Raw genomic sequence first — 20,865 nt, forward strand, 5'->3', positions numbered from 1 at the left:
GTCAGTTCAGGATCGACAGTAGATTTGCGTAGTCATCGGTCCAGATCCGGCCACCGTCATCTTGCAGCACCTGCCATTGTTCAGGCTGGATGAAGCCGGTCAAACTTGCCGCATCTTTTGCCATGACCACCACGGTAGACGGGCTATGCGTCGGATCATCCGGCCTACTTGGGTCGTGCTGGATCATCGCCATCAACCCAAGCGCTGCCGCACTGCGGCCCAAGGGGCGCGCGATATCGAAATACCGGTTCGAGATATGCAGCACAATCACGCCATCCGCGTCGATCCTGTCACGATAAAGCGCGATCGCTTCGGTTGTCGTCAGGTGAACCGGCACGGCATCGGATGAATAGGCATCGATCACAAGCACATCGAAGTCTTTCTCAGCCTGTTGGTCCAAGACCACCCGCGCATCACCGATATGGGTCGGCGCCTCTGGTGCGCAGGACGACATGAAGGTGAATAGATCGGCGTCTCTTGCGATACTGTCCACCAACTGGTCGATTTCGTAAAAATCCCAAGTCTGACCGGGCTGCGCATAACAGGCCAGCGACCCGACACCTAGACCCACGATGCCAATCTCGCCCGCCGCTCTGCCATTTGGGGACGTCATGATCTGCGCCATCGGACCAGCGGGGTGATAGTAATAGAGCGGCTTAGGCCGCGCGCCGTCGTTCAGATCGGCCAGCTGCTGCGCGCCGTGGATCGTCGTGCCGTTGGAATAAAACCGCAGTCCGGCTTGATCATAGATTCGGTGCGACCCGAAAAAGCTGCGGTCCTGAAAAACCAAGGATTGCGTCTGCACAAAGGGGCCGACCAACAGCAGGATGGCCAGCACGATGACCTGTTGCAGTGGGCTGCGGCGCAGCCAAGCCAGCATCAGCCCCAGAAAAATAAAATGCAGGACATAGATGTAGCGGTCATCACTCACCGGAAAGCGCAGCATGATCAGCACCGGCACCAGGACGATGGCGGCAGCGACCAGCGCTTGCGCCAGCCGGCGCACCGTCATTTGCCAAGCCCCGGCCGCCAGAATGAGCAAGGCCAGCAGGATGGTCACCCGTCCTTCCTGCAGATCGGCGAACACCACCGGCGCGATCAGTGAATTGAACAGCCCGCCCAAGGCGCCGCCCAGCGACATGGTGACATAGAACAAGGTCAGATGGGTCTGATCCGGCCGCGCCGCGTAGAGACTGCGATGCGCTTTCATCGCGACAAAGACGAAGCCGAGCAAAATCACCAGCGTCAGGATCAACGTGATGATCGACAAGGACCGGAAGGTAAAGATTGTCGCGAAAAAGGCGAGGCTGATCACAAAGGCCAGATCGATCACCCTGTCGCTGAACAATGGCCGGTTGGTAAAGGTCAACACGAATGTCAGCAGATAGAGCGCCAGCGGCACAACCCAGATTAGTGGAAAAGACCCAAGATCGGTGCTGATCTTGCTCGTCACCGCCAGCATCAGGGATGATGGCACGAAGGCAAGGATCAGCCACCATGCATAATGCCCCCATCCCGGCGCGCCGGTCGCGCGGGATGCTGACCTTTCCGCGGCCCCTTTGCGCGCGGCCAGACCACTGAGCGCAAGAAACAGGCCCAGAATGACGAAACCACCCGCCCAGCCGTTCCCGATCTGGCGCGCACCCAGCATTGGTTCCGCAATCAATGGAAAGGCCAGCAGCGCGATGAGTGATCCCAGATTTGACGCGCCATACAGGAAATAAGGATCATCCGCTGAAGGCCCGCCGCTTTTCGCATACCAGCTCTGGATCAGGGGCGCATTGGCCGATAGCACCGCAAACGGCATGCCGACGCCGAAAGCAAACAGCGTCAGCGTTTGCAGGGCGATGGGCTGGTCGGAATCAAACTGCCAGCCAGCTGTGATCGACAATGGCAGGAACGTCAGCGCAATCGCCCATAGCATCAGATGCAGCCCGATCTGCACTGCGACCGGCAGGTAACGTGTCGACAGATGCGCATAGAGATAGCCCAGAATCAGCACCGTCTGAAAGAACAGCATCGCCGTGGTCCAGACTGCTGGCGCACCACCGACATAGGGCAGCACGATCTTAGTGAACAAAGGCTGGACGAAAAACAGCATCGCGGCTGACAGAAAGATCGTCATGGTAAACAGCACAGGCACCAGATGGGTGCTACGCTGCGGTGCGGATTGTGCCTGTTGCGTCATGATAGCTGCCGGTTTGCCTATTGCGGCAGGTTAAACGCGGCAATTATGGCAGGATTAGGAACAATTGCTGCCCATGGTCAGGCATGTTTTTTCCGGCATGACAAAGATAATGCCGCAGAAGGCGCAAGACCGCTTGACGGGGTCCGCCGCCACACTTAGAAGCGCCACACCAGCAGAGATGCTGGGAAAGCAGATGCGCGGTTGTAGCTCAGTTGGTTAGAGTACCGGCCTGTCACGCCGGGGGTCGCGGGTTCGAGCCCCGTCAACCGCGCCACTGCATTTCTCCAAAAACGACCAGAACATGCCGCGCCAAAAAGCGCGGCATTTCGTCTTTTTGCAATTGACGCCCTAAGCATCCGCGATTATCCCGCCCCTCACGCGCGGTTGTAGCTCAGTTGGTTAGAGTACCGGCCTGTCACGCCGGGGGTCGCGGGTTCGAGCCCCGTCAACCGCGCCATTTTTCCAAGTTAGTTGTATGAGCAGGTACCGGGTCAGCCGATTTGCATCGCACGCTGACCGGTAGCCCGGATCAGTGTTGCTGTTATTCAGCCCAGCCGGTCACATCATGGCCGCCGTAGATCATCTTCCGGATCATCTTTGTGCTCAGGTTTGCGGTGAACCCACCCGCCTGTGCCGAGACCTGATCGAGTCGGTGCATCTGGTCGCCCGTCAATTTCACATCTGTCGCTGCGATGTTGCCGGTCAGCTGCGCCACGCTGCTGGCACCGATCAGTGTGGATGTCACCCCGCGCTGCGCGATGATCCAGGCGAGCGCGATCTGCGCAGGGGTGTGATCCTGTTCGGTGGCGATCTCTTTCAGCACTGCCAGAATGTCCCAGTTGCGATCACTGAACTTGCTGTCGCCAAAAGGATTCGCACCGCTCAACCGGCCGGTGCCGGAGGTATCGTCGCGCTTGTATTTCCCGGTCAGAAAACCACCGGCAAGCGGGCTCCAAGGCATCACGCCCATACCGCCTTCGCGGGCGGCGGGGATATGTTCGGCCTCGATGTCGCGTGCGACAAGGGAATATTCCACTTGTATCGCGATCGGCCCCGGCACGCCGCGCAATTCGGCGATGGTTGCCGCCTTCATCGCCAGCCATGCGGGCATGTCGGAGAAGGCGTAATGGCGGATCTTGCCGCTGCGGACCAGATCGCCAAGTGTCTGGACGATTTCGCCAACCGGCGTGACACCGTCCCAGATATGCATCCAGTAAAGGTCGATGTAATCGGTCCCCAGACGCTGCAGTGACGCATCCAGCGCGCGGTGGATGTTCTTGGCCCCGGCACCGCCGGCATGGGCATTGCCCGCGCGATCCTGATTGGCCGCAAGCGGACTGCGCGAGCCGTTGAAGCCGAATTTTGTCGCCAGCACGATATCATCGCGCGACCCGGTGTCCTTGATGAACTTGCCGACGAATTCCTCGCTGACACCGCCGCTGTAGATATCCGCCGTATCGACAAAATTGCCGCCCGCGTCGCGATAGGCGTCGAAAATGGCGCGCGATTCTGCCTCATCCGCGCCCCAATCGCCGGGGCCAAAGGTCATGGTGCCAAGGCACAAAGGGCTGACAACGAGGCCGGATCGGCCGAGGGCGCGGTAATGGGAAAGGGACATGATGGCTCCAATGTTTTATAGTGAACGATATGAAACCTATCCCCCGCTTGCAGGCGGACGTCAATGACTTTATTAGTGGTCACTATGAAACATGAAGCAACCCACCCGCGCAAGACCGGACGCCCGCTGTCCTTTGATCGTGACGATGTTCTGAACAAAGCCATGCTGACGTTCTGGCAAAGCGGCTATGAAACGACCTCGATCTCCGATCTGACGGCAGCGATGGGGGTGACGGCACCCAGCCTTTATGCCGCCTTTGGCAACAAACAGCAGTTGTTTCTGGAGGCGATGCGCCGCTATGCGGGTGATCCTGTGGCCTTGGAACAAGACATCACTGCCGCGCCGACAGCGCATGACGCTGTTGCCGCGATGCTGCGCCGGGCGGCGCTGCTATATACCGGTGAGACGACACCCCCCGGCTGCCTGCTGGCCAGCGCTGCCGCGACAGGGTCACCCGACGCGGCAGAGGTGCGCGCCGCGGTCGCCGCTGAACGGCGCGCAATCCGCGACATGATCCAGCGCCGGATCGAGGTCGATATGGGGAGGGGGCTGCTGCCATCCGATACCGACCCCGCGCCGCTGGCCGATCTTGCAATTGCTGTGATGCAGGGCATGTCTGTTCTGGCGCGTGATGGTGCGGATAGGGAGCGACTGCTGGCTGTCGCTGAGACGGCTATGCTGGGGTGGCGGGTGCCTGCGCGCACACACCCTACCGACATTTCCATGCATCACCCGTAGGGTGCGTGCGGGCACGCACCCCCCGCATCAAGCCGTCATTTCATGCAGAATCCGCGCCCAGGACCGGATGCCTTTGTGAAAGGACGACAGGTCGTATTTCTCATTGGGGGAATGGATCTGGTCATTATCCTTGCCAAAACCGATCAGCATCGCATCCATGCCAAGGATATCCTTGAAATAGGCGGCAATCGGGATCGATCCGCCAGAGCCGACATAGGCCGCCGCATTGGGCCATTCATCTGACAGCGCTTTGCGCGCTTGATCAAAGGCCGGGTGGGTCGTGGTCATCTGTCCGGCGGCGCTGGCACCATGCGGTGCAAATGTCACGCTGCAATCTGCGGGGATCATGTCCTGCACCATTTTGCGGAATGCGTCGCGGATCGCCAAAGGGTCCTGCGTGCCGACGAGGCGGAACGAAATCTTCGCATGGGCCTCTGACGGCAGCACGGTCTTGAACCCGTCGCCGGTATAGCCGGACCACATGCCGTTGACCTCACAGGTCGGGCGCGACCAGATCATCTCCAACGGGCGGCGGCCCTTTTCACCGGCGGGGATAGACAGGCCGACGTCACCCAGAAACGCCGTTTCGTCGAATTTCAGATCATCCCAGGCCGCAGCTAGTTCATTCGACAGCTCTGGCACGCCGTCATAGAAACCCGGTACGGTGATCCGCCCGTCCTCATCATGCAGCGCCGCGATCACCTTTGCCAGCACACGCGCCGGGTTCATTGCCAAGCCGCCATACATGCCAGAATGGAGGTCCTTATTCGGGCCTTTGATGGTGATCTCTTCACCCAACAGTCCGCGCAATTGCGTGATGATCGCGGGCGTGCTGTCGCCATAAAGCCCGGTATCGCAGATCAGTGCGATATCGGCGGTCAGTTCCTTGATATTGTCTTTCATGAAGGGGACCAGCGATGGGGAGCCTGATTCCTCCTCGCCCTCAAAGAACAAGGTGATATTGCCGGGCAGGGTGCCATGCACGGCTTTCCAGGCGCGGCAAGCCTCGACAAAGGTCATCAGCTGGCCTTTGTCATCCGATGTGCCACGGCCCCGGATCACTTTTCCGTTGGGCGTTTCCTCGACCTGCGGATCAAACGGATCGCGGTCCCACAGGTGCAGCGGATCAACGGGTTGCACATCGTAATGGCCATAGAACAGCACATGCGGACCGTCGCCGCCGCTATGCGCGACGACCATCGGGTGGCCGGGGGTTTCGCGTTTTGAGGCGGTAAACCCCATCGAGATCAGATCCGCCACCAGCCAGTCGGCGGCCGTGTCACAATCAGCTTTATAGGCTGGATCAGTCGAAATTGACGGGATGCGCAGCAATTCTTTCAGCCGTTCGACAGATTGCGTCAGATCGTCATCAATGCGGGCAAGGACGGGTTCAAGGGTCATGGATGGGCCTTTCATTTATCATCACGCGCAGGGTTGACCTGTTCGCGGGCAAGGTCAATGGCTGGCGGCGGGATAGGTTGATCCAGATCATGGCACCCGCCCAAGGCGTGGATTAGACGCAACCGGGCAGGGGGCGACAGTTTGTAGCGTCTTGCCCGGGCGCGATCTGCCCTATATGCAGTTTAGAACGATTCAAGGCGCCGCCAAACCGGTGCCCTGACCTAAGAAAAGGACGAATTGGTGGATTATAACGCCCAATTGGATATCGCAATCAACCGCTTGCACGAAGAAGGCCGGTATCGGACCTTTATTGATATTGAACGCAAGCGCGGTCAGTTTCCCCACGCGACCTGGGTCAAGTCCGATGGGTCCGAAACCCCGGTGACGGTCTGGTGCGGCAATGATTATCTTGGCATGGGCCAGCATCCGGTGGTTCTGGCTGCGATGCATGAGGCGATTGACGCCACCGGCGCAGGCTCGGGCGGGACACGCAATATCTCTGGCACCACCGTATATCACAAACGGCTTGAGGCTGAACTCGCCGATCTGCATGGCAAGGAAGCCGCGCTTTTGTTCACCAGCGCCTATAACGCCAATGACGCCACGCTCAGCACTCTGCCGAAACTCTTTCCTGGGCTGATCATTTACTCTGACGCGCTGAACCATGCCTCCATGATCGAGGGCGTGCGGCGCAACGGCGGGGCCAAGCGGATTTTCCGCCATAACGATGTGGCGCATCTGCGCGAATTGCTGGCGGCGGATGATCCGGCTGCGCCGAAACTGATCGCGTTTGAGTCGATCTATTCGATGGATGGTGACTTCGGCCCGATCAAGGCGATCTGCGATCTGGCCGATGAATTCGGCGCGCTGACCTATTGCGATGAAGTCCATGCCGTTGGCATGTATGGCCCGCGCGGTGGCGGTGTGGCGGAACGCGACGGGCTGATGCACCGGCTCGATATCATCAACGGAACATTGGCCAAGGCTTATGGCGTGGTGGGCGGCTATATCGCCGCTTCGACCAAGATGTGCGATGCGGTGCGGTCCTATGCGCCCGGGTTCATCTTTACCAGCAGCCTGCCACCGGCAGTCGCAGCGGCGGCGGCGGCATCCGTGGCGCATCTGAAAACCGACCAGGCCTTGCGCGAACAGCATCAGACACAGGCGAAAATCCTGAAACTGCGGCTCAAAGGATTGGGCTTGCCGATTATCGACCATGGCAGCCATATTGTGCCGCTGATTGTGGGTGATCCGAAACACACCAAGAAGTTGTCTGATATGCTTTTGTCAGAATTCGGCATTTATGTGCAGCCAATCAATTTCCCCACCGTGCCACGCGGCACCGAACGGTTGCGGTTTACCCCGTCGCCGGTGCATGGACCGCGTGAAATGAATGCGCTTGTCGGCGCTTTGGATGGTTTATGGTCACATTGTGCGCTGAACCGGGCTGAGTTGGCGGGTTAACGCTTATTGCCGATGTGCAAGCGCAGCGCCGTCATGCTATTGCTTTGCAAGGCGATCCTGTCGAATTGATTCGGGCGACAGGGTGCCTTGGGCTCTAAGCGACGGGACTGTCGATGATCGGAAAGACCTTCAGGCGTGCCAGCGCGGCGGAGGACGTTCAAGCCAAAGGGTTTGACGACTACGAGTTGCGTCTGGGCGACCTTATGCGCGGTGAACGTGCAACCCTTGGGAAAAGCCTGCTCGATGTGCAGCGCGAATTGAAGATCAAGGCAGCCTATATCGCGGCAATTGAGAATGCTGATCCCTCTGCCTTTGACACGCCAGGGTTTATTGCCGGTTATGTGCGGTCCTATGCGCGCTATCTGCGGATGGACCCGGATGCAGCCTTTGCCAGCTTTTGCAAGGAAAGCGGTTTTGTCACTGCCCATGGCATGTCCGCTGAAGCCTCATCCTTGAAAAACCGTACCGCTGATGTCAGCCGGATGCCCGCGGGCAAGGACATCTTCCTGTCGTCGCGTACGCCGTTCATTCCGGCAAAGGAATCGATTTTCGCGCAGATCGAATTGCGCGCCATCGGTTCGGCGCTGGTGCTGATCGCCATGATGGGCGGTCTGGGCTATGGCGGCTGGACTGTCCTGCAAGAGGTGCAGCGGGTCCAGTTTGCGCCTGTCGAACAGGCTCCTGTTGTGGTCTCTGATCTCGACCCGCTGGCAGGCAGTGCCAATGTGATCGAAACCAGCGACGCGCTTGGTGGCATGATGCTGCCCGCGCCAGAGGCGCTGGACAGGCTTTACCGCCCGCAGGCGCTTGACGTGCCGGTGCTTGTTGCGCGCGATACGCCGATTTCGACGTTGAACCCGCAGATGATTGGCGCTTTGGCGCCTGAGGCGCAGGGGTCCCCCGTGCGCGAAGTCGCGGAAACCGATGCCGAGATCGTGAGCCCCAGCATTCAGGTCGTCGAACCGCCGGTCGCAGAGGTGCAATTGGTCGCGGCCCGTCCCGCTTGGGTACGTGTGCAGGCCGCCGATGGCGTCGTCCTGTTTGAAGGGATCATGGAGCCGGGCCAGAATTTTACCCTGCCTGCCACCGAAGAACCCGCCACCCTGCGCGTGGGCGAAAGCGGCGCGATGTATTTCGCCGTGAATGGCACCCATTACGGCCCTGTCGGGCAACGTGGTGTCGTGACTTCGAACGTCGTTCTGTCTGCCGATAACCTGACTGAAAGCTACGCGCTGGCCGATCTGGAAAGCGACAATGATCTGGCCGAAATCGTCCGCGTGGCCGAGGCTGTGACCGATCAATAGACGCAGCCGCTTGCCCCGCGCGGGTGGGCGGCTTAGGTTGCGGGTGAACCGCAATCTGCTGAAAGCGATCCGATGTCTTTGAACCATATCCGCCCTTGGCGGAATATCGAACGCCGCAAATCCCGTCAGATCATGGTCGGCAATGTCCCGGTCGGTGGCGATGCCCCGATCACGGTGCAGACCATGACCAACACCCTGACCACCGACATCAAAGGCACGATTGCGCAAGTGCAGGCGGCAGCAGATGCAGGTGCGGATATCGTGCGGATTTCGGTGCCAGATGAGGAATCTTCGCGTGCGTTGATAGAGATCGTGCGCAATGTCTCGGTCCCGATCGTGGCGGATATCCATTTCCACTACAAACGCGGGATTGAGGCGGCAGAGGCGGGGGCAGCCTGTCTGCGCATCAACCCCGGCAATATCGGCGACGAACGCCGTGTGAAGGAAGTGATCCGCGCCGCGCGTGACAATAATTGTTCTATCCGCATCGGCGTGAATGCCGGATCGCTGGAACGGCATCTGCTGGAAAAATACGGCGAACCTTGCCCCGATGCGATGGTGGAAAGCGGGCTGGATCACATCAAAATCCTGCAGGACAATGATTTCCATGAATTCAAGATTTCCTGTAAAGCCTCTGACGTTTTCATGGCCGCAGCCGCCTATCAGCAACTGGCCGAGGCGACCGATGCCCCGATCCATCTGGGCATCACAGAGGCGGGCGGTCTGATCAGCGGCACCGTGAAATCCGCCATTGGCATGGGCAATCTGCTCTGGGCCGGGATCGGCGACACGATCCGCGTCAGTCTTTCCGCCGATCCGGTGGAAGAGGTCAAGATGGGGTTCGAAATCCTCAAATCCCTTGGCCTGCGCCACCGTGGCGTGAACATCATTTCCTGTCCGTCTTGCGCGCGGCAGGGGTTCGATGTGATCAAAACGGTCGAGGCGCTGGAAAAACGACTGGAACATATCAAGACCCCGATGTCGCTGTCGATCATCGGCTGCGTGGTGAACGGACCGGGCGAGGCGCTGATGACCGATGTCGGATTTACCGGCGGCGGGGCAGGGTCCGGCATGGTCTATCTGGCGGGCAAGCAGAGCCATAAGCAATCCAATGAAGACATGATCGAACATATCGTCGAACAGGTCGAAAAAAAGGCGGCAGAGATCGCCGCAAGGGACGATTTGGCCGCCGAATAAGCCAGACGCGGACGCAGGAACGAGGCAGAGCATGCGACACGCAAACCGCGGCGACGTGGACCCATTCATCGTCATGGATGTGATGGAGGCCGCCCGACAGGCAGAGGCCGCAGGCCGCCACATCATCCATATGGAAGTCGGCCAGCCCGGCACCGGCGCGCCATCCGCCGCGCGTGAAAAGCTGATCCGGGATATGGCCGAACCCCTTGGCTATACCGTGGGCCTTGGCCTGCCGGATCTGCGTGCGCGCATCGCGCAGCATTATGGCGATTGGTATGATCTGGACCTTGATCCGGCGCGCGTCGTCATCACTTCGGGCGCATCGGGGGCCTTCCTGCTTGCGTTCTCCGCCCTGTTCGACAACGACGAACGTGTGGGCCTTGGCACGCCTTGCTATCCGTCCTACCGGCAAATCCTGCGCGCTGTCGGCCTGACCCCGGTCGATATCCCCACCAACCTCGCCGACCGTTTTCAGCCGCAACCCCATCATGTCGCTGAACATGATCTGGCAGGGCTGATCGTCGCATCCCCGGCCAATCCCACCGGCACGATGCTGGAAGCCGCGCAGATCAAGGCGCTGGCCGAAGCTTGCGCCGCCCGCGATGCCGCCTTTATCTCGGATGAGATTTACCACGGCATCGACTACGATCTGCGCCCCGTCTCCGCGCTGGAAGTCACGGATGAGGTTTATGTCGTGAATTCCTTTTCCAAATATTTCTCGATGACCGGCTGGCGCGTGGGTTGGATGGTGGTCCCGCAGGATCACGTCCGCCGGATCGAACGGCTGGCGCAGAATATGTTCATCTGCGCGCCCCATGCCGCGCAACGTCTGGCCCTTCATGCAATGGATTGCGCGCCCGAACTCGACGCCAATAAAGCCGTCTATGCCGCCAACCGCCAATTGATGATCGACGGTCTGCGCGCGGCGGGGCTGGGGGCTTTTGCACCACCCGATGGGGCATTCTACATCTATGTCGATGTGTCCGCCTATACCGATGACGCGCGCCAGTTTGCCGCTGATATTCTGGATCATGCCGGTGTCGCTGTCACGCCCGGCCTCGATTTCGATGCCGCGCGGGGGCACCACTGGTTGCGGTTTTCCTATGCGCGCAGCACAGCGGATATCACCGAAGGTCTGGCCCGCATCGCCCGTTTCATGCAGGTGCGGCAGGCATGATCCGCTGGCTGGCCGCGTTTTTGCTGCTGGCCAACGTGGCCACTGGGCAGGCACTGCTTGATCCTGACAGATCCAGCATCCGCGACGGCTGGCGTTCTGTCCAGATCGACCTCGGTCTGTCAGAGATCGTGCCTTACCGCGTCTTCACCTTGGATGATCCGCGTCGTCTGGTGCTGGATTTCGAAGGGCTTGATCCGGGTGGGATCGATATCGCAGCCCTCGATGCGGCCCGCAGCATCACCGATATTCGCTTTGGTCCCTACCGGCCCGGCTGGACGCGGATGGTGCTGGACCTTGCCCAACCATTGACGCTGACGCGTGCGGGCATGACAGCGGGGCCGGAAGGTGCCAGCCTGTCGGTCCGGCTGAACCGCAGTTCTGCTGCGGAATTTGCCGCGCGTGCCGGTGCACCGCCTGATCCGGGCTGGGATGCGCTGACGCAAGAGGCGCTGACGGGTCTGGATGATACCGACGAGAACAGCTTTGTCGTTGTCCTTGACCCCGGTCATGGTGGTATTGATCCCGGCGCAGAGCGCGGCGGCGTGACAGAGGCCCATCTGATGCTGCGCTTCGCCAATGAAATCGCGGACAGGCTGCGCGCGCTTGACGGTGTCGCCGTGGTGCTGACAAGGTCCGACGACAGTTTTGTTCCGCTTTACGCCCGGATGACCATCGCCCGTGCCGCACGGGCGGATCTGTTCATCTCGCTCCATGCCGATGCGCTGGAACAGGATAATGCCTGGGGGGCGTCGGTCTATACTTTGGCGGCTGACAGTGGCGATCTGGCGATGCAGCGGTTGGTCGAACGGCATGAACGCGGTGACCTGCTGGCGGGCGTTGATCTGGCGGTGACAGATGACCGCGTCGCGGGCGTGCTGATGGATCTCGCGCGCCAGTCCACCGCCCCGCGTGCGGCCAGTTTTGCAGACCGGCTGGTGACGGAACTCGCTGCGCAAGGCGTGCGGCTGAATTCGCATCCGCGACGGACAGGGCGGTTTTCGGTTCTGCTTGCTGCTGATTTCCCGTCTGTTCTGATTGAGGCCGGGTTTTTATCCAACACCGAAGACCGCACAAATTTGACCAACCCATTGGCACGCGCGACGTTTGCCGACGCAATCACAGCCTCCGTGTCCGGCTATGTGAGCAATTCGCCAACAAAACGCTGACTCGGATCAGTCGATTGTGATCACCAATGCGGTGCAATGCCGCCAATTGTGCCAAAGTGCTTTTGACGATGAGCCGGTCAGCGCCTATAAGCACGAGGAATCCTGAAAGGACAAACCTCACCCGTGCTGCGCTTTATTTTCTCATTCTTCGGCGGAATTTTCACCTTTGTCACCATGTCGATGATCATGGCGGCGATCGTTGTGGGCGGCGTGATCTATGTCTATGGCCGCGATCTGCCGTCTTATGAGACTTTGTCGCAATATACCCCTAAGACGATCAGCCGCGTCTATTCCCGCGAGGGTGAGATTATCGATGAATTCGCTGTAGAACGCCGCTTATTCACCCCGGCAGAGGATATTCCTGATCTGGTGAAGAATGCCTTCATCTCGGCCGAAGACAAGAATTTCTATACACACCAAGGGTTTGATGCGACCAGCATGGTCTCTGCCGTCGTCGATGCCGTGCAGTCTCGGGGCGAGGAAATGCGTGGCGCCTCGACCATCACGCAGCAGGTGATGAAGAATTTCCTGCTTGACGGTTCCCGCTCTGCAGAACGCAAAATCCGCGAAATCATTCTGGCGGTGCGGATTGAACAGGCGATGTCCAAGGACCGTATCCTTGAGCTTTACCTGAACGAGATTTTTCTGGGCCAGAATTCCTTTGGCGTCACCGCCGCCGCGCTGACATATTTCAACAAACCGCTCACCGAACTGACGGCGGGCGAGGCGGCTTATCTGGCGTCATTGCCCAAATCGCCCAGCAACCGCCATCCGGTGCGCGACCGTGACGTGGCCTTGTTCTGGCGTGATAACACGCTGCGGCTGATGCATCAGAATGGCTATATTGATGAGGCCACCTTGCTGGCGGAAACCGCAGCACCGCTTTTGTCCGTGCAAGGCGGCGATTACGATGATTTCCGCTCGACCTTGCCCGACCGGGATTATTTCACCGATGAAATTCGTCGCCAGCTGAGCCAGGATTTCGGGCAGGATGAATTCTTTTCCGGCGGTCTGGCGATCCGCGCGACGGTTGACCCTGAATTGCAGGTCACCGCTGCGCATTCGTTGCAACAGGCATTGGAAGAATTCGACCGCAGCCGTGGCATCTGGCGCGGCACCGGCCTGACTATCCCGACCGAGGCATTGGCCGAGGAAAGCGCCTGGCGCGCCGCTTTGCGCAGCACCGATGTGGCGCGCGACATTGATCTTGTTGCGCAATGGCACCCTGCCGTGGTGCTGGATGTGGCCGAGAACAGTCTGCGCCTTGGCATCGAAGGGGTGGATGAGACGGACGCCGAACCTTTCACCGTGCCGCGCGATGATATCGCATGGATGCGCGGCAGTTTCTTTGACAATTTCACCCCCGGCGATGTGGTTCATGTCCGGCGCATGCAGCAAGATGACGGCAGCTTTGTCCGCTGGACCCTGCGGCAGGTGCCAGAGGTGCAGGGCGGGTTCATGGCGATGGACGTCAACACCGGCCGCGTGATCGCGATGCAGGGCGGGTTCAGCTATCAGGCCTCGGTCTTTAACCGCGCGACACAGGCGCAGCGCCAGCCGGGGTCGTCGTTCAAACCGTTCGTCTATGCCGCAGCGCTCGATTCCGGTTATTCCCCGGCGACCATCGTGGTCGATGCGCCGATCGAGATTATGACGCCGCAAGGCATGTGGCGGCCCACCAATGCGTCTAACCAATTCTATGGCCCGACACCTTTGCGCACCGGGATTGAACGGTCGCGCAATCTGATGACGGTGCGACTGGCCCAAGAGGTCGGGATCGAGCGTGTGGCCGAATATGCCGAACGTTTTGGTGTTTATGACCGGATGAACCCCGTGCTGGCGGCATCATTGGGGTCCGATGAAACCACCTTGTTCAAGATGGTCGCGGCCTATGCGATGTTCGCCAATGGTGGCGAACGGGTCGAACCTACGCTGGTTGACCGGGTGCAGGACCGTTTGGGCAATACCGTCTATCTGCACGACGAACGACAATGCCCGGATTGTGCGAATACGTCACTGCCAGCGGGGCAGGCGCCTGATATCGTGTCAAACCGCACCCGCGTGATGAACGAAGTCACCGCCTATCAGCTGACCTCGATGATGCAGGGCGTGGTTGAACGCGGCACGGCGGCGGGGTCCGTAAATCTGCCCGCGCAGATCGCTGGCAAGACCGGCACCACCAATGACAGCAAGGATGTCTGGTTTGTCGGCTTTTCATCCAATATCGTCGCAGGCTGTTACATCGGCTATGACAATCCGCGCAGCCTTGGCTCGGGTGCGTCTGGTGGCGGGATGTGCGGCCCGGTGTTCAACCGCTTCATGAGCGAAGCGATTGAAACCTATGGCGCGCCGGATTTCACCGTGCCAACAGGGTGCGAATTCATCAAGATCGACCGTTTCACCGGCGCGCGCCTGCCCAATGAAGCCTCGGGCGATACCGTCGTGTCCGAATGTTTCCGCGCAGGGGAAGAGCCTGTCTTTGGCATCACCTATGACGGTGGCTTTGCCATGGCCGCTGATCTGCCGCTTTATGATGAAGTCCCGCGCGTGTCGCGCGAGGTGACAACATCCAGCGGTGGCACTGCCACGGTCGGTGACCGTGCTACCTTTGGCACCTTGTCGTCGGGCGGTCTTTACTGACCGCCTTGCCGCTGGCCTTTGCGGGTTGTAAGACCACACAAATCCAAACAGAACAGGTGCCCCCTATGCGCGCTGAAACGCAGAACAATATCGATGCGATCCAGAAATCGCTGAACCTGCTGGCGCAGCGGATGGATTACGAAACCGCCCGCTACCGGCTGGAAGAATTCGACGCAAGGGTCGAGGACCCGACGCTCTGGGATGATCCGGAAGCGGCGCAAAAGCTGATGCGCGACCGGCAGGTGCTGGTCGATACGCTCGCCATGCATGACAGCATCAAACAGGAACTCGAAGACAATATCGAACTGATCGGTCTGGGCGAGGCCGAAGATGACGCCGATATCGTCACCGAGGCCGAAGACGCCCTGAAAGCCCTGCGCGAGAAAGCCGCCCAGAAAGAGCTTGAGGCGCTGCTGGACGGTGAGGCCGATGCCAATGACACGTTCCTTGAGGTCAACGCAGGGGCCGGTGGCACCGAAAGCTGTGACTGGGCCAATATGCTGTCGCGGATGTATGTCCGCTGGGCCGAGAAAAAGGGCTACAAAGTCGAATTGCAATCGATGCAATCGGGCGATGAGGCCGGGATCAAATCGGTTACCTATAAGATCATCGGCCATAATGCCTATGGCTGGCTGAAATCCGAAAGCGGTGTGCATCGTCTGGTGCGGATTTCGCCCTTTGACTCAGCGGCGAAGCGGCACACGTCATTCACCTCGGTCAAGGTCTATCCTGTCGTCGACGACAATATCGAGATCGAGGTGAACCAAAGCGACATCCGTCTGGATACCTACCGGTCATCCGGCGCGGGCGGGCAGCACGTCAACACCACCGATTCCGCCGTGCGGATCACCCACTTTCCCACTGGGATCGTGGTGACCTCATCGGAGAAATCGCAGCACCAGAACCGCGATATCGCGATGAAGGCGCTGAAATCGCGGCTTTATCAGCTGGAACTTGATAAACGATCCACGCTGGTCAATGAAGCGCATGAAAACGCGGGCGACGCTGGCTGGGGGAACCAGATCCGGTCTTATGTGCTGCAGCCTTACCAGATGGTCAAAGACCTGCGCACCGGCTTTGAAACCTCCGACACCAAAGGCGTGCTGGACGGTGATCTGGACGGGCTGATGGGTGCGACTTTGGCGCTGGATATGTCCGGCAAAGGGCGCGACAGCGGTCACGCGGACTGACCTCGCCGCCAGTCGAAAAGACTGATCACTCCGAATCAGCAGCGGATTTCAAACAAAGGTGCGTTTGTCACATCACCTTTGTGTTTGTTTTTTATGGCGGGGGGACCTGATGAATAAAAGGAGTCCCCATGTCGTATTTTCACACCTCAACCGCAATTGTCGCCGCGATGACCGCGTTGCAGGTCTTTGCAGCGCCAGCCTATGCCGATTGCGTTCCGGGCGGGGATGCTACCAATCCGACGCTGACGTGCACCGCCAGCGATACGGGCAATATTAATGATTCCCGCGACAATCTTGCGATCACGGTCGAAAGTGATGCGGAACTTGTCCGTGCAAACGGTCGCCCCGTCCAGCTTGATGGGTCGGATCAATCAGTGCTCAACAACGGTTTGATTGAAAGCGGCAATGATGATGCGATCCGTGGCCAAGGCGCAAACCTGACGATCACCAATGCTGGTACGATCCGTGGTGGTGACCGGGGTATCCGGCTTCAAGACGATGCCAATGGGTTCACCCTTAACAACCTTGCCACCGGCCGGATTTTCGCGGAGGCGCAGGCCGTGCGACTCGATGAAGATAACCCGCTCGCGAACGCGATGATCACCAATGACGGCCTGATCCAGAGCACCGATGGCCGCGCGATCCAGACCCGTGGTCCGGGTGGCACCGTGATCAACCGTGGCACCCTGCGTGGCGGCGAAGAGGTGATCGAGGCGCGCGAGGAGTTCACCCTGGAAAACCGCGGCCTGATCGCGCTGAATGGTCTGGATTGGGATGCGGCAACGCGCACCTGGACCAACAACGGCGCCACCTCTGACGAAGACGGTGTGCAATTCGCCAGCGGCAGAGCCGACAATTACGGTGTTATCCTTGGGACTGATGACGGCATCGACATTGACGAGGGCGTGATCCACAACCATGAGACGGGCGTGATCATCTCGACTGGTGCTGCGAACGATTCAGAGAACGGGGGCAGCGGCATCGACCTCGACGGCACGTTTGAACCGACCGTGGGAGCTGCCCGCGCCTCTGGCCAGATGACCATCATCAACGACGGCTATATCGAAGGGGTGCGGGCCATCGGCGTTGCCGACGGTCATGCCTCGCCGGTGACGATCCGCAACAGCGGCACGCTGCGCGGCCGCTCCGATGTTGCAGTCTCGCTGGGGGCAGGAAGCAAGGCAATGATCACCAATGACGGCCTGATCCAAAGCACCGGGGGCCGGGCGATTCAGGCCCGTGCTCCGGGGACCATTGTGACCAACCGCGGCACCTTGCGTGGTGGCGAAGAAGTTGTCGAAGCCCGCGAGGATTTCACCCTGGAAAACTACGGCACAATCGCGCTGAACGGTCTGGACTGGGATGCGGCAACGCAAAGCTGGACGAATACTGGCGCGACATCTGATGAGGACGGCGTGCAATTCGCCAGCGGCCGGGCGGACAATTACGGTATCATCCTTGGCACTGATGACGGCATTGATTTTGACGAGGGTGAGATTCACAACCATAAAACCGGTGTTATCATTTCGACCGGTGCGGCGAATGACCCGACGAATGGGGGCAGTGGTATTGACCTTGACGGAACCTTTGAGCCGACAGTCGGGTCCGACCGCGCCTCTGGTCTGGCGACTATTGTCAACGAAGGCTATATCGAAGGTGTCAACGCCATCGGCGTTGCCGACGGCCATGCCTCACCCGTGACGATCCGCAACAGCGGCACATTGCGCGGGCGGTCCGGTACCGCGATCAGGTTGGGTTCTGGCGACGACACGCTGGAACTGGACGGCGGGCGCATCATCGGCACGGTTGATCTGGGCGGTGGCACCAACACCTTGCGCCTGCTCAGCGCGGATGCGGGCATTGTGTCTTTCGCGCAGGCACCGCAAGTGCTTGACCTGAGCGCCGCAGGTGGCGCGGCACTTTTCGCAGGCACCACGCTTGTGACGGCGGAACCAAAGGTGTTCAGCACGGCGGACCGGCTGTTTTCCGACGCGGCCCTGTCACTGTCACAGGTCGCCTTGGCGCAGCAGAACGGGTCAGGCTGGTGGGTCGCGGGTGCTGTGTTGTCCGAAGACGATGACCGCGCCGGTGCGATCACCGTGGGGCGCGATTTCGGGACTTTCGGCGTTTTTGTCGCTGCGAACAGGGCCAATGCCGATTCGGTCGATGCCGAGCATGAAATTGACATGACCGGCACGAGCGTCGGTCTGCGCGCCGGTTACGACCTTGGCCCGAACACCAGCATCAGCGGTGCGGCCTTCGCCGGCCAAAGCCGGATGGAGATGACCAGCCCCGCCCTTGCCAGCGGTTCGGGTGAAAGCGATGGCATGCATTACGGTCTGACCGCGCGCGCCGCCTATCGCATCTCTGCAGAGGCCGCTGGCGGCGCGTTCGGCTATGACCTGACCGGGCAGGCGGGCGTCGTGGCCAGCAGTTTTGACAGCTTCGCAGTCTCCGGTCTTGGTGGGGCCAGCTTTGACAGCCGTGATACCAACACGAGTTTCGCCTCGGTCGAGGCGGGGTTGCTGGTGTCGATGGCGGGCGGGACGACCTTGCGTCCGTTCATCGGGGCGCATGTGATCCGCGACAGCAACAGCGATGTCACCATGTCGCTGAACAATGCATCGACCAGCTTTGGCGTCGCCGATACTGATCGCAACTTGATCAGCCTTGGTGCCGATCTTGGCGGCAGCAACGGCGCGCTGCGCTGGAATGCGCGGGCGGAAGCGCGTTATGACGAAGATGACAATGTGCAGGGCCTGTTCAGCGTTTCGATGAAGTTCTGACCATAGAGATCGGACAGCCTGTCATGATGTCATGACAGGCTGTCTTGTCGTCGCACCCAATCTCTGTTGTTCGACCAACGCAAAAGGGCGCCCCGAGGGACGCCCTTTTTCAACATCTGCCGACGAGATCAGACCTTGTCGGTTTCGATCTTGGGTTCGGTGACCGGCATGGTTGGCATCTTTTTGCCATTGGCGGACAAAGGATCATCCTGCCGCTGCACGGAGCCTTCGAAATGCGCGCCGGATTCGATGGCGATGGTCTTGTGGATGATGTCACCTTCGACCCGCGCGGTCGATGTCAGGCGGACCTTCAATCCACGCACCCGGCCAATCACGCGGCCATTGACGACAACGTCATCGGCGACAATTTCGCCCTTGACGGTGGCGCCTTCGCCGACGGTCAGCAGATGGGCGCGGATATCGCCATCAACCTGACCTTCGATCTGAATATCGCCGGTTGTTTTCAGATTGCCGGTGACCAATAGATCCGAGGACAGCACCGATGCCGGTGGCTTGGCCTTTGGAGGCGACGCTTTGTAGTCAGTCGCGATATTGCCGGTTTTGCTGGCATCCGCAGTTGCGGGTGCAGGTGTTTCGGCCGCCTTTGGCCCGGGCTCATTGATTTTGGATTTAGAAAACATTCTGTCCAGCTCTTATGTAAGTCATCGGATTGACGGGGTTGCCATTAACACGCACCTCGTAGTGAAGGTGGGGCCCGGTCGATCGACCCGAATTCCCCATAGCACCAATTCTCTCGCCACGCGATACCCTTTGGCCGACCTTCACGTCAATCGTGTTCAGATGCGCAAAGCGGGTTTCGATACCAAAGTCATGACGGATCTTGATCAGACGACCATAGCTCGACAGCCAGCCCGCATGGATCACGACGCCATCCGCCGTGGCATAAAGCGGCGTGCCGACCGGCCCGGCGAAATCTGTCCCCGCATGCAACCGGCCCCAGCGCTGACCATAGCCTGATGTCATGCGGTAATTTGACCGGACGGGCATTGCCAGCGGCAGTTTATCCGCCGCCAGACGGTAAAGGTTGATCGTATCCATCGACGCCAGAATCGCATTGGCACGTTCGCTGTCAGGGTCCGGTTCGCCGCTGCCGGTGGTGAATTGCATCGGCATCAGCGGGCCACCGGTGCCGGAATAGCCGCGCCGCACCTGTTCGATCAGAGTGTCAGGGTTCATACCCGCCGCGCGGAACATATCATCCAATGGTTCGACCGACACCATCATCGCCTCTTCCAGCTGGCGGAAAATCTGGTCGTTGCGTTCTTGTAGCAAGCGCAGTTCTAACTGCATCTCGGCGGCCTGTTCGATGGCGAATTCTGCATCGGCGGCGATCTGGTCGCGTTCGGCGGCGGTTTCGGCCAAGGCTTCGGCCAGCAGGTTCACGGTGCCGACGGCCTCATCCGGCATACCGTTCGCCACACCGTTTTCGCCATTTTCGGTCAATGTAGCGACCTGTTGGCGGGCTTCTTCGCGGGCTTTCATCGTGTTGCGCAGGGTGGATTGCACAACCTCCATGCCAGTTTCCAGCTCGCGCCGCTTTTCTTCGGTCGCGAGCAGTTCTGATTGCATGATCGAGATCTGCTCTAGCGCCGTTTCGAACCGTTCATGGGCCGAGGCTGCCTCTGCCGCGCTATTGTCGCGATCCTCCGACAGGCTGTTCAGCCGTTGTTCATAGGTCCATTGATAGCGTTCGGCCTGGGCGCGGAAATTGCCGGCACCGATCGAATCCATCAACAGGATCGCCGTCGCCATGATGGTCCAGCCGACCACGATGATACTGCCGGTCCAGGCAACAAGCTGCGCTTCAGAGGTCAGACGGATGAACCGTGTTTCACTATCGGATCGCAGGAACAGACGTTTTTCGGGAAACCACCGCTCCAGCGTGGCATGGATCGGTTTCATCAGTCGAGAACGCACCAGTTATCCGCCTATCGTCATTTCTTGCTGCCGGATTGAAGTACCGTCAGTGATCATC

At 59.7% G+C, this 20,865-nt stretch carries 14 protein-coding genes and 2 tRNA genes; 11 read left to right on the top strand and 5 right to left on the bottom strand.

What is annotated here, in order from left to right; genetic code table 11:
• Position 1: 1 nt before the first annotated feature.
• Positions 2-2,188 carry a fused MFS/spermidine synthase gene (locus VOY09_RS06370; protein WP_322893562.1) on the bottom strand — a complete coding sequence of 729 codons (2,187 nt, stop codon included), beginning with the start codon at positions 2,186-2,188 and terminating at the stop codon, positions 2-4.
• A gap of 197 nt (positions 2,189-2,385) precedes the next feature.
• On the opposite strand from VOY09_RS06370, the gene VOY09_RS06375 reads away from it, so the two are divergent.
• Together VOY09_RS06375 and VOY09_RS06380 are read left to right on the top strand one after the other, a co-directional pair.
• Positions 2,386-2,462 (top strand) — tRNA-Asp (locus VOY09_RS06375).
• Positions 2,463-2,568: 106 nt separating this feature from the next.
• Positions 2,569-2,645: transfer RNA gene (locus VOY09_RS06380), tRNA-Asp, on the top strand.
• An 84-nt stretch (positions 2,646-2,729) separates the two neighbouring features.
• Here the strand turns inward: VOY09_RS06380 and VOY09_RS06385 are convergent.
• A complete protein-coding gene (locus VOY09_RS06385) occupies positions 2,730-3,806 on the bottom strand; it encodes an aldo/keto reductase (RefSeq protein WP_322893563.1) in 1,077 nt (358 codons plus the stop codon).
• 84 nt (positions 3,807-3,890) lie between these two features.
• On the opposite strand from VOY09_RS06385, the gene VOY09_RS06390 reads away from it, so the two are divergent.
• Entirely contained in the window at positions 3,891-4,544 is a 654-nt protein-coding gene (locus VOY09_RS06390; RefSeq protein ID WP_322893564.1) for a TetR/AcrR family transcriptional regulator, read from the top strand.
• Positions 4,545-4,571: 27 nt separating this feature from the next.
• Here VOY09_RS06390 and VOY09_RS06395 read toward each other — a convergent pair whose 3' ends face one another.
• Positions 4,572-5,945, bottom strand: coding sequence for a M20/M25/M40 family metallo-hydrolase (locus VOY09_RS06395; protein WP_322893565.1), 1,374 nt, complete (start codon positions 5,943-5,945; stop codon positions 4,572-4,574).
• A gap of 240 nt (positions 5,946-6,185) precedes the next feature.
• Here VOY09_RS06395 and hemA point away from each other — a divergent pair, with 240 nt between their 5' ends.
• The 8 genes from hemA to VOY09_RS06435 all read left to right on the top strand — a co-directional run bounded on the left by hemA (position 6,186) and on the right by VOY09_RS06435 (position 18,869).
• Positions 6,186-7,409, top strand: a complete 1,224-nt coding sequence (gene hemA / locus VOY09_RS06400) for a 5-aminolevulinate synthase (protein ID WP_322893566.1) — start codon at positions 6,186-6,188, stop codon at positions 7,407-7,409.
• Positions 7,410-7,522: 113 nt separating this feature from the next.
• Positions 7,523-8,713, top strand: coding sequence for a helix-turn-helix domain-containing protein (locus VOY09_RS06405; protein WP_322893567.1), 1,191 nt, complete (start codon positions 7,523-7,525; stop codon positions 8,711-8,713).
• A gap of 72 nt (positions 8,714-8,785) precedes the next feature.
• Positions 8,786-9,910: a flavodoxin-dependent (E)-4-hydroxy-3-methylbut-2-enyl-diphosphate synthase gene (ispG, locus tag VOY09_RS06410; protein WP_322893568.1), complete on the top strand. Its 1,125-nt coding sequence runs from the start codon at positions 8,786-8,788 to the stop codon at positions 9,908-9,910.
• A 31-nt stretch (positions 9,911-9,941) separates the two neighbouring features.
• Positions 9,942-11,087, top strand: a complete 1,146-nt coding sequence (locus tag VOY09_RS06415) for a pyridoxal phosphate-dependent aminotransferase (protein ID WP_322893569.1) — start codon at positions 9,942-9,944, stop codon at positions 11,085-11,087.
• Complete coding sequence (locus tag VOY09_RS06420) at positions 11,084-12,253, top strand: N-acetylmuramoyl-L-alanine amidase (protein WP_322893570.1); 1,170 nt, start codon at positions 11,084-11,086, stop codon at positions 12,251-12,253. The genes VOY09_RS06415 and VOY09_RS06420 overlap by 4 nt, the downstream gene beginning before the upstream one ends.
• Positions 12,254-12,376: 123 nt before the next feature.
• Positions 12,377-14,893 carry a PBP1A family penicillin-binding protein gene (locus tag VOY09_RS06425; RefSeq protein WP_322893571.1) on the top strand — a complete coding sequence of 839 codons (2,517 nt, stop codon included), beginning with the start codon at positions 12,377-12,379 and terminating at the stop codon, positions 14,891-14,893.
• A 65-nt stretch (positions 14,894-14,958) separates the two neighbouring features.
• Positions 14,959-16,083 carry a peptide chain release factor 2 gene (gene prfB, locus VOY09_RS06430; RefSeq protein ID WP_322893572.1) on the top strand — a complete coding sequence of 375 codons (1,125 nt, stop codon included), beginning with the start codon at positions 14,959-14,961 and terminating at the stop codon, positions 16,081-16,083.
• Positions 16,084-16,211: 128 nt separating this feature from the next.
• Complete coding sequence (locus VOY09_RS06435) at positions 16,212-18,869, top strand: autotransporter outer membrane beta-barrel domain-containing protein (protein ID WP_322893573.1); 2,658 nt, start codon at positions 16,212-16,214, stop codon at positions 18,867-18,869.
• Positions 18,870-18,997: 128 nt separating this feature from the next.
• On the opposite strand, the gene VOY09_RS06440 is transcribed toward VOY09_RS06435, so the two are convergent.
• Both VOY09_RS06440 and VOY09_RS06445 read right to left on the bottom strand, forming a co-directional pair.
• Complete coding sequence (locus tag VOY09_RS06440) at positions 18,998-19,510, bottom strand: polymer-forming cytoskeletal protein (protein WP_322893574.1); 513 nt, start codon at positions 19,508-19,510, stop codon at positions 18,998-19,000.
• Complete coding sequence (locus tag VOY09_RS06445; RefSeq protein ID WP_322893761.1) at positions 19,500-20,792, bottom strand: M23 family metallopeptidase; 1,293 nt, start codon at positions 20,790-20,792, stop codon at positions 19,500-19,502. Before VOY09_RS06445 ends, VOY09_RS06440 begins: the two co-directional genes overlap by 11 nt.
• Between the last annotated feature and the right edge of the window lie 73 nt (positions 20,793-20,865).

The sequence above is a fragment of the Yoonia sp. 67-2 genome (assembly GCF_035117555.1).
Classification (GTDB): Bacteria; Pseudomonadota; Alphaproteobacteria; order Rhodobacterales; family Rhodobacteraceae; genus Yoonia.

Coding starts and splice junctions, on each gene's coding strand:
- VOY09_RS06370 (WP_322893562.1), bottom strand. CDS start 2,188: ATGACGCAACAGGCACAATCCGCACCGCAGCGTAGCACCCATCTGGTG.
- VOY09_RS06435 (WP_322893573.1), top strand. CDS start 16,212: ATGTCGTATTTTCACACCTCAACCGCAATTGTCGCCGCGATGACCGCG.
- VOY09_RS06385 (WP_322893563.1), bottom strand. CDS start 3,806: ATGTCCCTTTCCCATTACCGCGCCCTCGGCCGATCCGGCCTCGTTGTC.
- VOY09_RS06440 (WP_322893574.1), bottom strand. CDS start 19,510: ATGTTTTCTAAATCCAAAATCAATGAGCCCGGGCCAAAGGCGGCCGAA.
- prfB (WP_322893572.1), top strand. CDS start 14,959: ATGCGCGCTGAAACGCAGAACAATATCGATGCGATCCAGAAATCGCTG.
- VOY09_RS06445 (WP_322893761.1), bottom strand. CDS start 20,792: ATGAAACCGATCCATGCCACGCTGGAGCGGTGGTTTCCCGAAAAACGT.
- VOY09_RS06390 (WP_322893564.1), top strand. CDS start 3,891: ATGAAACATGAAGCAACCCACCCGCGCAAGACCGGACGCCCGCTGTCC.
- VOY09_RS06415 (WP_322893569.1), top strand. CDS start 9,942: ATGCGACACGCAAACCGCGGCGACGTGGACCCATTCATCGTCATGGAT.
- VOY09_RS06420 (WP_322893570.1), top strand. CDS start 11,084: ATGATCCGCTGGCTGGCCGCGTTTTTGCTGCTGGCCAACGTGGCCACT.
- VOY09_RS06405 (WP_322893567.1), top strand. CDS start 7,523: ATGATCGGAAAGACCTTCAGGCGTGCCAGCGCGGCGGAGGACGTTCAA.
- VOY09_RS06395 (WP_322893565.1), bottom strand. CDS start 5,945: ATGACCCTTGAACCCGTCCTTGCCCGCATTGATGACGATCTGACGCAA.
- ispG (WP_322893568.1), top strand. CDS start 8,786: ATGTCTTTGAACCATATCCGCCCTTGGCGGAATATCGAACGCCGCAAA.